This window comes from Runella rosea (assembly GCF_003325355.1).
GTDB lineage: Bacteria > Bacteroidota > Bacteroidia > Cytophagales > Spirosomataceae > Runella > Runella rosea.
On sequence record NZ_CP030850.1, the window covers coordinates 470,990 to 485,329 of the forward strand.

Consider the following 14,340-nt stretch of genomic DNA (forward strand, 5'->3'; position numbering starts at 1 on the left):
TTCCGAGGGTTGTGTTGATAGATATTATTTTGTAAGGGTATAAAAAGCCATCCCGCTCATCATCGCCACCACCAGCCAACCCGCCATTTGGAGCCAAAGAGGGTGCTTATACGTACCAATCAATCGCTTATTGCGCGCGGCAATGAGCATCACCGCCAAGGCTATGGGTAAGATGAACCCATTCAGCGTACCCACAAACACTAAAATTTGTACGGGTTTGCCAATCCATAAAAATAGAATCGTCGAAATAGAAATAAAACCAATGGTGAGATAGCGATGATTTTTTTCTAAGCTCGGATGGAACGTTCGCAAGAACGACACCGAAGTATAGGCCGAACCGATGACGGACGTAATGGCCGCGCTCCACATCAGCACTCCAAATAAACGATACCCCGTTTGTCCCGCAGCCAACTGAAAGACGGAAGCAGGAGGGTTGTCTTTGCTTAACGTAAGTCCTGCTGCCACCACGCCCAAGGTAGCTAAAAACAAAAAATATCGAATAAATGACGTGACCAAGATACCCGTGGTAGCGCTGCGATTGACCAAGGGAAGCGCATCAACACCTTTAACTCCCGCTTCCAAAAGTCGATGCCCACCCGCAAAAGTAATGTAGCCTCCTACCGTGCCGCCCACGAGGGTAATGGTGGCAATGGGGTCAAATTGTTGTGGCAAAACCGTTCGGACGAGGGCTTCGCCAATGGGAGGGTTTGCCGAAAAAACTACGTAGGCAATCAACAAAAGCATCAGTAAGCCTAGCCATTTGGCAAAATTGTCCATTGCTTTTCCCGCTTCGGGCAGTAAGAAAAGCCCGATGGCAATCAAAGCGCTAATTGTAGCCCCAATTTTTACGTTCAAACCACTCATGACTTCAATGCCAAGGCCCGCACCGGCCACGTTACCAATGTTGAAGGCAAAACCGCCGATGACAATTAGGGCCGAAAGAACGTAGCCCAAACCAAAAAACAGATCATTGGCAATGTCTTGGGCGCGTTTTTCGGTGACGGCAATGATGCGCCAGATGTTCAGTTGAGCGCCCAAATCCAAAAGTATTGATAACAAAATGACAAAGCCAAAATTGGCCAGTAATTGCTGCGTAAAAACGGTGGTCTGCGTCAAAAAGCCTGGCCCAACGGCAGAAGTAGCCATCAGAAAAGCGGCACCGAGGAGGGTATTGGTGGTGGATGGTTGGTGATTTGTGACTGGTGATTGGTGGTTAGTGACTGGTGACGATTTGTCGTGCGGTTTATTGTTTTTTGGGGAGGGCATTTTGTAAAGCGTTTAGCATTTTTCCAATGGTTTCGATTTCGTTCTCGAATAACTGAAAACTTTCACTTGAAAGAAAGCCCAATCGCTTTGCAATTTCTAAATGTGTATCGACTTCGGCCAAAGAGCCTTTTGAAATACCTAAAAATTGGGAAAACTCGCCTGTTGTATTGCGCGCTTGCCCTTCTGCGATATTGGAAGGAATTGAAACTGAGGCGCGTCGAATTTGCGAGGTTAGCCCATATAACTCTTCTTTTGGGAAAATAGAGGTTACTTTATACACCTTTACGCAAAAATCTACGCTTTGTTGCCAAACACGAAGCTCACGATAGCTTTTTACTTTCATTACAATAGAATTTAAATTCATATTACTAGCCACCAACCACCAGTCGCCAATCACTAATTACCCCAAAATCATCTCCTTCATCTCCGAGCGAATCCGTTTTTTATCAATCTTCCCTACGGATGTTTTGGGGATTTCGGGGACAAATTTGATTTGGTCGGGTACGTACCAACGGTTAATTTCGCCGCAGTCTACTTTGGCTTGTAAGGTTGATTTGATGCTTTCGGGCGTCAGTTTTTCCTGATAATCTGGCTTAACGACCAGAATGGCGTGCGGGCGTTCGCCCCATTTTACGTCAGGGAATCCCACCACGGCCGATTCGGCAATGCCTTCTATCTGGGAAAGCAGATTCTCAATATCTAACGAAGAAACCCACTCGCCACCAGTCTTAATGACATCTTTGACGCGGTCGGCAATGGTAACGTAATAATCAGGCCCGATGGTGGCCACGTCGCCGGTATGGAGCCATCCGCCCGCCCACAGTTGTTCGGAAGCCTCTTTTTCTTTGTAATATCCCTGCGTCATCCAAGGGCCGCGCGCCACCAGCTCACCCACGGTTTCGCCGTCGTGGGGCAGAAAATTACCCTCTTCGTCCATGAGTTTCAATTCTACAAACGGAGCAATTTTGCCCGCTTTGGTTCTAAACTCAAGTTGCTCTTCGATAGGGAGTTTTTCTTGTTCTTCATTCAGGTGAACAACCGACATGATGGGTGCCGTTTCTGACATTCCGTAGCCTTGGGTAACGTTGATGCCAAGCTCTAAAGCAGCCTTTGCCAAACCGCGCGTCAAGGCTGAGCCACCTATCAGCACGTTCCATTTACTTAAATCTACCTGTTTCGCTACGGGGCTGTTGACCAGCATGTTCAGGATGGTTGGCACACAATGCGAGAAGGTTACTTTTTCTTTTAACAAGAGTTTCAGCAACATTTCTGGCTCATAGCGACCAGGGTATACTTGTTTAAAATTGAGCATGGTCGCCAACAGCGGAAAGCCCCAGCCGTGGACGTGAAACAACGGCGTGATGGGCATATACACGTCGCGATTGTCCAATGGGAGTGCCCGGTAGCCTGGAAAATAGGCCAACAAACAAAAAGTATGCATCACCAATTGACGATGTGAGAAGTACACGCCTTTTGGGTTGCCAGTAGTGCCAGTCGTATAAAATGTTGTTGCAATAGAATCTTCCTCAAAATCAGAAAATTCAAATTGGTCGTTGGCGTCGTTGACCAACCGCTCGTATTCGCCTTCTAAGTAAAATGTGGTTGAGATTAATTCGGCATCAGGGTTGGTGTATACCTTGTCGCTGATGATGATGTATTTTTCAACGGTGGTGAGCTGTCCTTTGATAGCTTCCAGAATCGGTACAAAATCTTCATGAACAATCACCACCTTGTCTTCGGCATGGTTCATTGTGTACAGAATCTGCGCTGGGGAAAGCCGTACGTTGATGGTATGCAAAACTGCCCCTAAGCAGGGAATACAAAAAAAACACTCCAAATACCGATGGCTGTCCCAGTCCATAACGGCCACAGTATCACCTGCTTCCACGCCTGCATTGGTGAGGACATTGGCAAGCTGGCGCACGCGTTTGTCAAAAGTGGTATAATTCATCCGGAACAAATCTCGGTACACGATTTCGCGTTGGGGGTTGTAACGAACGGCTTGGTCAAAGAGGGTTTTGATTAACAAAGGAGGGTCGTAGGCCGATGGAGTACGGGGAATCAACTTGGTTTTTGCCATGATGTAATAGAAGTTTTTAAAAAAAGTAAAGTTATGTTTTTTCTCCAAATACTCACAAAAAAGCCAATCATACTAACTTCGTCGGCTGAAAATGATTTAACGCCACATTGGGAGAAAGTTTGGAGGGTATCATGGTGCCATTTTTGCGATGTAATTCAACGCTTGTTTGAAGGGGGGCACTGCACTAATAGGGTGGCCGACGAGCATTATTTTATGTCGCATTTTTACAATCAGGATGAAATCGGTATCCGTAATTTTAAATCATCAAATCAAAATTTCAAAAATGATGAGGAATGCACGATTTTTATGGTTAAAGGCTACCTGATTATCCCTGAAATGAAAATAGCCCGATGAAAATGAGAATAGAAAAGGAAATATTTAATGAGCCAAACAGTTTTATTCATCCGTTTTGAAATCAATCAAAAAGGTCAACCCCTTTTCTTGAATAATGTAGAGGGTTGCTCCTATTTGTTCAAGGCGGTTTCTAATGTTTTGGATACCAAAACCCTCTTTTGCATTGGGCATCATGCCTTTGCCATTGTCGACTACAATCATCTGCCAGTGATGAGCCGTTTGCTGGTCAAAAGCGATTCGTACCTGGGTTGCTTGGGCATGTTTAAGGGTATTGTTGATGAGTTCTAAACAAATTGAGTACAGGGTAAACTCCAAATCTTTAGAGAAAGGAACGAGAGCTTCGGTATCAAGTGCCAAGTAGAAGTATTTGCCTTGGTTAATCTTGGCCGCAAAAATTTCCAAAGCCTTTTTTAATCCCTCTTTCTCCAGTTCAGCAGGCTGAAGGTTGTGGGCAAGCAAGCGTACATGGTGGTAAGCGGCGTTTATTTGTTGTTGGATTCCCACAAAAATTTGCTGCTCGTGGGGAGACAGTTCACCCACGTCGACCACTTCCATGCTGATGCTAATGGCTGAAAGCAAACTCCCGAGGTTGTCGTGCAGCTCGGCGGCTACGCGGGTTCGCTCCAATATTTGGCCTTTGAGTATGGCTTGTTTGATTTCGTCCAATGCCCTTTGGAGTTCAGCAGTTCGCAGTTTTACTTTTTCTTCCAGTTGTTCATTGGCTTTTTGGATTACTTTTTTTTGTTTTCTATTTGCCTGGTAGAGTTTGCCAATGACAAATAAGAGTACCCCCGCGACCGTTAGTCCTCCCATCAACCAGTTTCTTTCCCGTTGTTTGGCTATTTTCTCTTGATTGAGTACGTATATCTGATTTTTTTGTTGCTCATTTTGTACCCGTTCGTCCAATGCCGCGTGCTGTTGTGCTAAATAATTTTGGTTAATTTTTTCGGAGGCTTTTTGGTATATTTCTAAATATTGCAGGGCTTCTGAGGTTTGTTTTGTGGCTTTATGATTTTGATAGAGCAGGATTGAAAAATCCTGTTGCATATCTGTAAAATTAGCCTTTTCGTTGATTTTCAATCCTTTAAGTGCGTAAAGATTAGAGAGTGGATAGTTTCTCTTTTTGGCATAATAGCGGGCCAATTCTACGTAACTAAACATGGCTAACCATTGAATGCTTTCCTGTTTATGATTTAGGAACAATTTAACAGAATGGAGAATGAAGCCTTTACCGTTGGGTTCGTTGCCCAGAGCCAGGTAACACCTCCCTACATTTTTGTACGAAATTGGAAGGAGTATATCAAAATGGTTCTTTTCGGAAATTTTGCGGCATTCGTCAAAAAAATAAAACGCCGAATCTATTTTTTCAAACCTAAAGTAGTGTAGGCCAATGGAATTCATGCAATCGGCCTGCTGAAATTGAAGTTTTGCTTTTTGACAAATTTCGAGTTCTTTTTTATAATGCCAAAGGCTTTTAGGGTAGACTTTTTGGTCGCTATAGCTTATCCCCGCCCAGTGATGACTGATAGCAAGCAAACTGTCGTTTTTAGCTTTTCGGGCTGCGATGATGGCCTCCTCAAAAGATTTAACGGCCTCAAAGTACAACTCTTTTTTTTGCAGTGCCCATCCTATGTGGAAATGAGCTTCGGCAACCTCATTAAGCATATTTTGAGCCTGCAATTCAGGGAGAATCTTTCTCAACAAACTCAAACTACTGTCAAATTGAGCGCCTTTGTTGAGGGCAGTAGCAATTAAGGAATTGAGCGTAAGTATTTCTTTTTTTTGGGTGGGCGAGGATTTGTTTTCAACGGCTAATAACACTTTTTTGAGACTATCAACGGAATAACTGACCCTGAAATACTGCCCGTAAGTAGCCGCAGAAAGCAGCATGAATATAGACAGTACCACCGACCGTTTGGTAAATGATTGCATATTTATTCCCTTGATGTATTGTCAACAAGATAGTTTTTTTATTAATTAAAACATAAATCGTGACTTTTACACACCATGGCTTCCCCCATCAAAATATTTTTGGTAGACGATCACACCATTTTTATCGAAAGCATGACCATGCTGTTAGGAGCAATTGAGGGAGTGGAGCTGGTGGGAACGGCTTTGGGTGGAGAGGAAGCCCTCAGTAAGATGTCTTTTTGCGAGGTTGAGGTGCTCATCTGTGACTACTTTATGCCTCAGATGGACGGGGTGCAATTGACCCTTTCTCTGCGTAGAACCCATCCACACATGAAAGTACTCATGCTTACAACCCGTGAAGATGCCGAAGGAATACGAACCGCTATTCAAGCTGGTGTAAAGGGGTACTTATCCAAAAAAGTTACCAAAATTGAACTTCAAAGTGCCATTGTGAGCTTGGCACAAGGGCATACGTTTTTTTCGGAAACGGTCATGGATGTACTGACTCAGTCATTGCCGAAGGAGGAAAAATTATTTCCTAATAACGAAACTCTCACCCGTCGTGAAATTGAAATCATCCGACTCATTGCCCAGGAAAAAACTGGGATTGAAATGGCCCGAGAGCTTAATTTGAGTTACTTCACCATAGAAACCCATCGTCGCAATATTTTCCGAAAACTCGGCATTAACTCGTCGTTTGCTTTGATTAAATACGCAGTACAACACCAACTGGTTTAACCATTCCTCGTGTACAAAATCCACTCTAAATACCGAGAAATAGGTATAAAAATACCTATTGTTAGTTATTTTTCTCTATTCTAAACTTTTCGAATTTTGTCTTAACCAAATCCTTCACGTAATACCCTGTAAAGCTGGCATTTTCTGCGGTCACTTACTTGCATTCCTAACCGTATTTGAAACATTTGATGTATGGCTCACCGTCATGCTTTCAAAACGCTATTGCCCTTTTAATGGGCAAATAAAGCGTAGGTAGATGTCATCAATCTTAAGTACCCATAAAACCACTTTACCATGAAAACCTTTATCACTCCTGCTCATTATCCGCAATTCCTCCTTCGTACAATTAAGCATCAACTGCTTCCTCTTTGCCTGCTTTTCTTTTACTTTCAAACGGTTCAGGCACAGGTGAACGGCGCATTGGACGTAGATTTCTCTACGAATGGAAAAAACACGATTACCTTTCCGGGGGCCGGCAACGGCATCGAATTTGCATTGGGTTCAGCCCTGCAATCCGACGGAAAAATAGTAGTCGTTGGAAGCAGCAACGGTGGACTCGCTACCATACGTTTACTGCCCAACGGCACTTTAGACAATACTTTTTCAACCGACGGAAAAGTGGTTTTCAGTTATTCAGGGCTTACGGCACAGGCCAATGCCTTGGCCATCCAGTCTGACGGGAAAATAGTGGTTGTAGGGCAGGTACACGATACATCTGACCCCACAAAACTGTACGATTTTGTCATTTTGAGGTATCTCCCCAACGGCACCATAGACAACACGTTCAACGGAACGGGGTCAATTCGTACCCATGCCAGTTTGAACGATTTTTATTACGATGTCGCCATCCAATCGGATGGAAAAATAGTGGTGGCCGGCTCCCAAAACAGTCAGTTTGTGGTACGGCGCTATTTGAGTACGGGTACATTAGATGCCGCCTTCGGCAGTGCAGGTACGGTTTTTGGCATTTTTCAAGGCGTGGCCAGGGGAGTAGCCCTGCAACCTGACGGCAAAATAGTGGTAGGAGGATACACGTGGGAGTTTATGGCTCCTGACCGAGATTTTGGGGTGATGCGTTTAAATGCCAACGGTACTTTGGATAATACCTTCGATACCGACGGCAAGGCCGTCACAGACATTGGCAGCGCTAACGATGACTATGCACACGACGTTGCTGTTCAAAAAGACGGGAAGATTGTTTTGGTAGGTAAAACTTGGGGCGGCACAACCGATAATGTAGCTTTGGTACGCTACCATGTGGATGGCAGTTTGGATTTAAGCTTCGACGGCAACGGCAAAAAAACGACCTCTGTCAATACCGGCAACGACGAAGGAAATGCGGTAGCCATTCAACCCAACGGCGACATTGTAGTAGGCGGCACCACCCGAACACCCGCCTATAGCTACGAAGTAATTCTATTGGATGGGACGCGTGAGATTATTAACGTGCCAGCCAACGATGACTTTGTGGTGCTGGTGTATCAATCCGATGGGGAATTAAACACCTTGTTTTCGGGGGATGGTATTCGCACTATTCCTTTTACAGAAGGGAAGCATGACAAAGGGAATACGATGCTTTTGCAAAATGACGGTAAAATCATCGTGGCAGGGTCGGTTCATAATGGCACCAACGAAGACTTTGGCATCTGTCGTTTGCATGGCTTTTACCGTTTTTACACCCTCGAAAACAGGTTGTATCTTTCTTTTGGTGATGAAGCAGAACAAGCTCGCTGCATGGTCGTTCAGCAGGATGAAAAAACTGTAGTGGCAGGCTACACCACCTCAAGCTCCGCTAAACAATTTGCCATTGTGAGGTATCAAAGGAGTGGAGCTTTGGACGAAACATTCTCGGATGATGGTAAGGTCATAATTAGCAGTGCCATCCTGCCCAATGAGGCATACGCCAATGCCATCGCCCTTCAGCCTGATGAAAAAATCGTGGTGGCGGGGCAGGCTTACAATGGCACTGACAGTGACTTTGCGGTGATAAGATTGTTGCCTGACGGTACGATGGACAATACTTTCGGCACCAATGGAAAAGTACTGATCAATATTTTCGGGTTAGATTATTGCAAAGCAATGGCCCTGCAACCGGACGGAAAAATCGTGTTGGCGGGCTACAGTATTTCTACCGGTGGCATAGGGATTTATAAATCTACGGTGGCCAGGCTGCATCCCAACGGCACGTTGGATGTTTCATTCGATACCGACGGGAAGGTAGAATTGGGAGGAACCATCGGGGCTGACGAAATCAATTCGGTCAATATCTACAACAACAAAATCATCATCAGCGGCTACGAACTTAACAAAGACCTTGTAGCCTATCGGCTCAATGCCGATGGAAGTTTGGATAACACCTTTGATGGCGATGGAAAAGTAGTAACTGATTTTGGAATGATTCAGGCGCTGGGTTGGTGTTCGGCCATTCAGCCCGATGGCAAACTCATTGTAGGAGGTCAAATGTCACTGGCAACGGGGGTAATGGTGCTTGTTCGCTATAATGTAGACGGCAGCCTCGACAATACATTTTCTGATGATGGTATCTATACTTCTACTAACTATACAGGCAACAGCAGGGCTTTGGCAATCAAGGTGTTGGCGAGTGGTAAAATCTTAGCGGGAGGCAACGTGTTGACCCCCAATACTTGGAGTAAAACCCTTCTGCGGGTCAATGCCAACGGAACGACTGACCTTAATTTTGGATTCAATGGCTCTTATATTTTCCCCCAATTGGGATACAAAGAAGACCGTTTCGGTGCAATGGCGCTAGGAGATTACGACCGAGTGTATGTTGCAGGTTCGTACGACAACGGCACCAACTTCGACATGACTCTTTCTATTTTTCTCCAATGTAAACTCAACCCTCAAACTATCTCGTTGACCCATCCCAACGATGACATCAGCCTCAATCGTATCAATAATCCCGAAACTGGAAAAGCGATTCAGGCGACCAATTGGGTTTTGGGGACGGCAAACGCAGCATTTAAGGCAAAGGATTTTATTGAATTAAAACCCGGCTTTAAAGTGGAGCAGGGGGCGGTATTTAAAGCCGAAATTGGGTTTGCCTGTTCTTATACCATCAATCCGGGAGATACGTAAAATGCTGATTTAAACCTTTATTCCTTTTGATTTAATATAAACCAAAAACACATATTCAAATGAAGCACTTACTTATTTGCAGCGCACTTCTTTTCGTCTTTCCAATGGCTTGCCGTCAGGCCGAGACTCAGACACAAACCGCCACCACTTTTGATGAAGGCAAAGAAACCACCGCCATCATGCAAGTCATTGAAGGAGAAACTAAATGTTTTTTTGATGGAAATTATGATTGTTGGGCCAAACATTGGGTGCATCAACCCTACGCAATGCAGGCTTGGAACAACGACGACGGCACGTTTGATGCCGCCATTGGGTGGGAAAAAATCAACGCGCAAGGCAAAGAATGGATTGAGAAGTATTACAAAAACGGCAAAAATGTCGTACACCCTCTGGTAAAACGTGAAAAACCACAAGTTAAGTTTTACAATGAGAACGTAGCGTATTTGCTCTGGAAACAATACAACGCCAACAGCGCAAAAACCCACTACATCATCAGTCAGGAAACCCGCCTTATGGAAAAGCACGACGGAGCTTGGCAAATAGCCAATGTATCAGCTTTCTGGAATGCCAAATCACGGGTGTCAGTAGATAGTCTAAATGCCATACTGCCATGAAACGCTCCACCGCTGCTTTATTGTTTGTCTTTGTATTGCCTTTGGTCTGGAGTTGCGAAATGGAGACCAGAGGGTGGGATGGACTTTGTATTTCCGGAGGTGAGGCATCGGGTCGCAGTTATGTAGAATCCTACGATTTCAGTGATAAAAAAACCTTTGAAAAAGATAGTCAAATCGTAGTTTATCATGGCTCGGCCTGCGGGAAATTGACTCAAAAAATCAGCGAAGATGAAATTGTCTTGCAAGGAAATCGTCAAATACCTCGTTGGGCTACCCATGCTACCGTCTTTTTGAATGGCTGGAAATTGGAGTATGAATCCGATGATCACCATGTACGTACGGTTGGAGCGGGTATTGGTCATATCAACCTAACCGTTAATCAAAACAGAAAAGAGGTAAACTGGACCGCAACTGGAGTGCTCGGAGATTATAATTTTGACGATGCTTACAATTTTTGCTACCACTATACTGTCATCGCGTGGAACGAGGCCAAGATAAATCTGGCGGTAGATCACGATGAAAACTGTGCTTCGGGAACTTCCACTTACAACATGTATCCCATTGCGGGATACCTTCAAAACAATGTCTTCAAACGCAGGGTAACTGCGGGGGTGGTTCCGCGGGGCTTTTTTTTCCGGGTAGCCCAAAAAGAAGACCATCATTTGCTTCAACTGTCTTATAATGTCGTAGGAAGTGAAAGGATTTTACAAAATAAAATCTACGATAACAATCCGGAAAGCACCAACACTTTGCCCCGGAATTCTAGTCGCTATGACTCAGCGGGGGTACTGAGTTGGAAGACTCAGGGTATTTTCAAAGACAACCAAGAGCGCTGGGAGCCATTTATCGAAGATAAGGGATACTACTTCGGTGAGATGGTCACGGGGATAGGTGGGAAAGATTTGGGAATAATACATCCTCCTTTTCTAGGAATGCCTGTAGATGATAACGGTTTTTGGACAGGTACTATTCCTCAGGGCAGCAACCAAATTGTTTCAAAAGAATATACCATCACCAATATACCTTATGAAAATGCCTTGCCTGTTTTGTCTGGGTGGGATATACATTATGAAGGCGGTGACCATCATGTACGTAAGATAGGAATCTGGATCAGCGATTGGAGTTACAGCAAGCCTGTCCGAGCATCTAGGGGTACGCTCAAATACACTCTCTCGACGATACTGACCGATGATGAGGAAAACTCTTCGTTGGCCAATCACCGTGTTACTGTATTGGGAATCAAGCCCACGGCCATTGCACAGCCCGAAGATGGAAATATCCTGCCTGAACTTGATAATGATTTTTAAATCCGAATCCAAAAAGATGAAAAAACAACCCTACCACTTTATATTCTTCCAAATACTCTGCATGGCTCATTTGTCGCTTGCCCAAAACTTTCAGATGGTCAAAGACATTAATGTCGTGGCAGCGGGGGTCGAAGTTGATGAAAATAATGGTACCGCGATCATTGGTTCACAGATGTACTTTGTCAAACGTATCTCTGAACTGTGGAAAACCGACGGAACAGCAGCGGGCACGGTCTTGGTCAAACACATCGTTTCGGCCTTTGGTGATTCTGACCCTCGTAACCTGATCAATGTAGGCGGTACTCTTTACTTTACCGCCAATGATGGCATCAACGGCGAAGAACTTTGGAAAAGCGATGGCACCGCCGCCGGTACCGTTATGGTCAAAGATATTTATACAGGCAGCCTCGGCTCTGAGCCTCAGGGGTTTGTCTCTTACAACGGGCAGTTGGTATTTGCGGCCATGACGGCCTCGCAAGGGCTTGAACTCTGGAAAAGCGACGGCACCGCCGCCGGAACGGTCATTATCAAAAATATCAATCCCGGAGCTGCCGGTTCAGCTCCGGGTAGTTTTATCATTGTACAGGGAATCCTCTACTTCGGCGCCTTCGATGCCGTCAATGGTCGAGAATTGTGGAAAAGCGATGGTACTGCCGGGGGAACTGTATTGGTCAAAGACATCAATCCCGGTACTACCCACTCATATCCCAACTCCCTTGTCAGGGTCGGTTCATTTGGTGGTGTTGCTGCGACGGATGTTTTGTTTTTTACCGCTGACAATGGTACAAAGGGTAGAGAACTCTGGAAAAGCGATGGTACCGCGGCCGGAACAGTCTTGGTCAAAGATATTTTTTCGGGTGCAACTGCAATTGATCCTTATCCCGAAAGACTTACCAATGTAGACGGTACGCTTTATTTTACGGCAGATAACGGCTCTGCCGGTCGCGAACTTTGGCAAAGTGATGGAACAGGAGCCGGAACGGTGATGGTCAAAGATATAAATCCCGGCTCAGAAAGTGGGATAATTGACTACGGTTCGCCCTTTGTTGTCAATACCGGCACGTTGGTTTTTTATTTCGAGGCCAATGATGGAACCACCGGACAGGAACTCTGGAAAAGCAACGGAACTGCAGCGGGAACGGTGATGGTCAAGGATATCAACAGTGGAGCGGCTTTCGGTTACCCTACTTCTTTGAGATTGGTGGGAAGTACGCTCTATTTTTCCGCCTATGATGGAACCAATGGGTCCGAACTTTGGAAAAGCAACGGTTTGGCGGCAGGGACAACTTTAGTCAAAGACATTTGGGCCGGGGCGGGGAGCAGCTATCCACAAGGGCCTGTGAGCCTATCAGGATCCCTTATCTTTCTGGCCCAAGATGGGAGCAACAGCACCATCAATGAACTCTGGAAAAGCGACGGTACCGGTCCCGGAACGAGCAAGATAGTGCCCAATGCCAATACCGTCAGTGCTCAGCCCAAATACCTCGTGAGGATGGGTAATAAAGTTTACTTTACTGCCAATGACGGCATCAACGGCGAAGAGCTTTGGAAAAGCGATGGCACCCCTGCCGGAACTGTCATGGTCAAAGACATCAATTTTGGAAGCCTCAGTGCTTCACCTACCGATCTTATCAATATCAATGACACCTTGTTTTTTGTTGCTGAAAACGATATCCATGGCCGGGAAATTTGGCGAAGCGACGGTACCGCCGCCGGAACAGTATTGGTGAAAGACATCAATACCGGGATAGAGACCTTCGCCCCCGAAGAGATAACCGAATGGAACGGGGCATTGTTTTTTAGGGCTTCTACCAATACCGCTGGTTCCGAATTGTGGAAAAGTGACGGTACTGCGAGCGGAACAGTTATGGTGAAAGATATTTACCCCGATTCCGGTCCCGGAGCGCCCAAATATCTTACCAACGTTGCAGGGACTTTATTTTTCTTTGCCTATACTCCATCAGGCCCCGCCCTTTACAAAAGCGATGGGACCACCGCCGGGACAGTAAAAGTAGCTAATATAAATATGGATTGGGATTATATTGAACCTCCCGTTGCTATTGAAAATACCCTGTTTTTTTCCGGCCCCAATGCGAGTTCTACCGATATCGAACTCTGGAAAAGTGATGGGAATTCCATCACTTTGGTAAAAGATATTCGAGCCAGTAGCTCCCCCTCGTCGCCGCAATCATTCAAGAACATCAATGGTACATTGTTTTTTAGTGCTGATGATGGCATCAACGGGACAGAACTCTGGAAAAGTGACGGCACTGGGACAGGAACAGAGATGGTCAAAGACATCAATACGACGGGAAGCTCATTTCCTCTGAATTTGGTCAATATCAACGATACCCTTTATTTTTCCGCAAGCGATGGGACCAACGGCCGTGAGCTATGGAAAAGTGATGGCACGGCGGCAGGGACAGTGATGGTCAAAGATATTCAGGCCGGAAGCGGCAGTTCCAATCCCACACAGTTTTTTAACTTCGGAGGCACGGCCTATTTTTTAGCGAATGATGGTCCTCATGGCCGGGAGCTTTGGAAAAGTAACGGTACTACCGCCGGAACAGTCCTGATTGCCGACCACAACCCTGACAATAACAGTGGATTTTCCACTGCCCCCTATTTTACTCAGATGGGAGGCACCCTCTACTTTGTAGCCGATGACGGTCAGCATGGCTTTGAACTTTGGAAGTACACCCCCTGCCCCCAAGGATTTACGGCTACGCCTACAGGAACCGTCACTACCCACCAACTCGCATCAGAAACCGTTATTTCAATTGCCGGTAGCCCCAATACCATTCCCAACGGAGCTAATGTCATTTATCAGGCCAGCCAATTCGTACAGTTAAACCCGGGATTCAAAACCAACGGCGGGGTGGTGTTTGTTGCTCAGATTGGTGGGTGTAACTAGAAAGCGTCTAACATTGGGTAGCCCAGCAAGCAGAATGGTACTATCAGGCTAAACATT

Annotated in this window: 10 protein-coding genes; 6 read left to right on the top strand and 4 right to left on the bottom strand. The window is 45.5% G+C overall.

Features of this window, described 5'->3' with window-relative positions:
- Nucleotides 1–24 precede the first annotated feature (24 nt).
- The 3 genes from DR864_RS02200 to DR864_RS02210 are packed head-to-tail and all read right to left on the bottom strand — an operon-like array spanning nucleotide 25 to nucleotide 3,346.
- Nucleotides 25–1,266 (bottom strand): NRAMP family divalent metal transporter, encoded by a 1,242-nt coding sequence (locus DR864_RS02200; RefSeq protein WP_114065409.1) that lies wholly within the window; start codon nucleotides 1,264–1,266, stop codon nucleotides 25–27.
- Nucleotides 1,244–1,663, bottom strand: coding sequence for a four helix bundle protein (locus DR864_RS02205; RefSeq protein WP_229599499.1), 420 nt, complete (start codon nucleotides 1,661–1,663; stop codon nucleotides 1,244–1,246). Before DR864_RS02205 ends, DR864_RS02200 begins: the two co-directional genes overlap by 23 nt.
- Before the next feature lie 3 nt (nucleotides 1,664–1,666).
- Nucleotides 1,667–3,346, bottom strand: a complete 1,680-nt coding sequence (locus tag DR864_RS02210) for a fatty acid--CoA ligase (RefSeq protein WP_114070119.1) — start codon at nucleotides 3,344–3,346, stop codon at nucleotides 1,667–1,669.
- Nucleotides 3,347–3,559: 213 nt separating this feature from the next.
- On the opposite strand from DR864_RS02210, the gene DR864_RS29725 reads away from it, so the two are divergent.
- Nucleotides 3,560–3,700: a hypothetical protein gene (locus DR864_RS29725; RefSeq protein ID WP_162793516.1), complete on the top strand. Its 141-nt coding sequence runs from the start codon at nucleotides 3,560–3,562 to the stop codon at nucleotides 3,698–3,700.
- 42 nt (nucleotides 3,701–3,742) lie between these two features.
- On the opposite strand, the gene DR864_RS02220 is transcribed toward DR864_RS29725, so the two are convergent.
- Nucleotides 3,743–5,632 (bottom strand): tetratricopeptide repeat-containing sensor histidine kinase, encoded by a 1,890-nt coding sequence (locus DR864_RS02220; protein ID WP_114065411.1) that lies wholly within the window; start codon nucleotides 5,630–5,632, stop codon nucleotides 3,743–3,745.
- Between the two features lie 75 nt (nucleotides 5,633–5,707).
- Between DR864_RS02220 and DR864_RS02225 the strand changes: the two genes are divergently transcribed.
- The 5 genes from DR864_RS02225 to DR864_RS02245 all read left to right on the top strand — a co-directional run bounded on the left by DR864_RS02225 (nucleotide 5,708) and on the right by DR864_RS02245 (nucleotide 14,283).
- Complete coding sequence (locus DR864_RS02225) at nucleotides 5,708–6,349, top strand: response regulator transcription factor (RefSeq protein WP_114065412.1); 642 nt, start codon at nucleotides 5,708–5,710, stop codon at nucleotides 6,347–6,349.
- 294 nt (nucleotides 6,350–6,643) lie between these two features.
- A complete protein-coding gene (locus DR864_RS02230; protein WP_114065413.1) occupies nucleotides 6,644–9,448 on the top strand; it encodes a 3-coathanger stack domain-containing protein in 2,805 nt (934 codons plus the stop codon).
- A gap of 59 nt (nucleotides 9,449–9,507) precedes the next feature.
- A complete protein-coding gene (locus DR864_RS02235; RefSeq protein ID WP_114065414.1) occupies nucleotides 9,508–10,062 on the top strand; it encodes a nuclear transport factor 2 family protein in 555 nt (184 codons plus the stop codon).
- Nucleotides 10,059–11,369: a hypothetical protein gene (locus DR864_RS02240; protein WP_114065415.1), complete on the top strand. Its 1,311-nt coding sequence runs from the start codon at nucleotides 10,059–10,061 to the stop codon at nucleotides 11,367–11,369. Before DR864_RS02235 ends, DR864_RS02240 begins: the two co-directional genes overlap by 4 nt.
- Nucleotides 11,370–11,385: 16 nt before the next feature.
- Nucleotides 11,386–14,283 (top strand): ELWxxDGT repeat protein, encoded by a 2,898-nt coding sequence (locus DR864_RS02245; protein ID WP_162793517.1) that lies wholly within the window; start codon nucleotides 11,386–11,388, stop codon nucleotides 14,281–14,283.
- Nucleotides 14,284–14,340: the final 57 nt, after the last annotated feature.

Bases quoted from the DNA above. Each gene is read 5' to 3' on its own strand.
- DR864_RS02200 (WP_114065409.1), bottom strand. From the start codon at position 1,266: ATGCCCTCCCCAAAAAACAATAAACCGCACGACAAATCGTCACCAGTC.
- DR864_RS29725 (WP_162793516.1), top strand. From the start codon at position 3,560: ATGTCGCATTTTTACAATCAGGATGAAATCGGTATCCGTAATTTTAAA.
- DR864_RS02240 (WP_114065415.1), top strand. From the start codon at position 10,059: ATGAAACGCTCCACCGCTGCTTTATTGTTTGTCTTTGTATTGCCTTTG.
- DR864_RS02210 (WP_114070119.1), bottom strand. From the start codon at position 3,346: ATGGCAAAAACCAAGTTGATTCCCCGTACTCCATCGGCCTACGACCCT.
- DR864_RS02230 (WP_114065413.1), top strand. From the start codon at position 6,644: ATGAAAACCTTTATCACTCCTGCTCATTATCCGCAATTCCTCCTTCGT.
- DR864_RS02220 (WP_114065411.1), bottom strand. From the start codon at position 5,632: ATGCAATCATTTACCAAACGGTCGGTGGTACTGTCTATATTCATGCTG.
- DR864_RS02225 (WP_114065412.1), top strand. From the start codon at position 5,708: ATGGCTTCCCCCATCAAAATATTTTTGGTAGACGATCACACCATTTTT.
- DR864_RS02235 (WP_114065414.1), top strand. From the start codon at position 9,508: ATGAAGCACTTACTTATTTGCAGCGCACTTCTTTTCGTCTTTCCAATG.
- DR864_RS02245 (WP_162793517.1), top strand. From the start codon at position 11,386: ATGAAAAAACAACCCTACCACTTTATATTCTTCCAAATACTCTGCATG.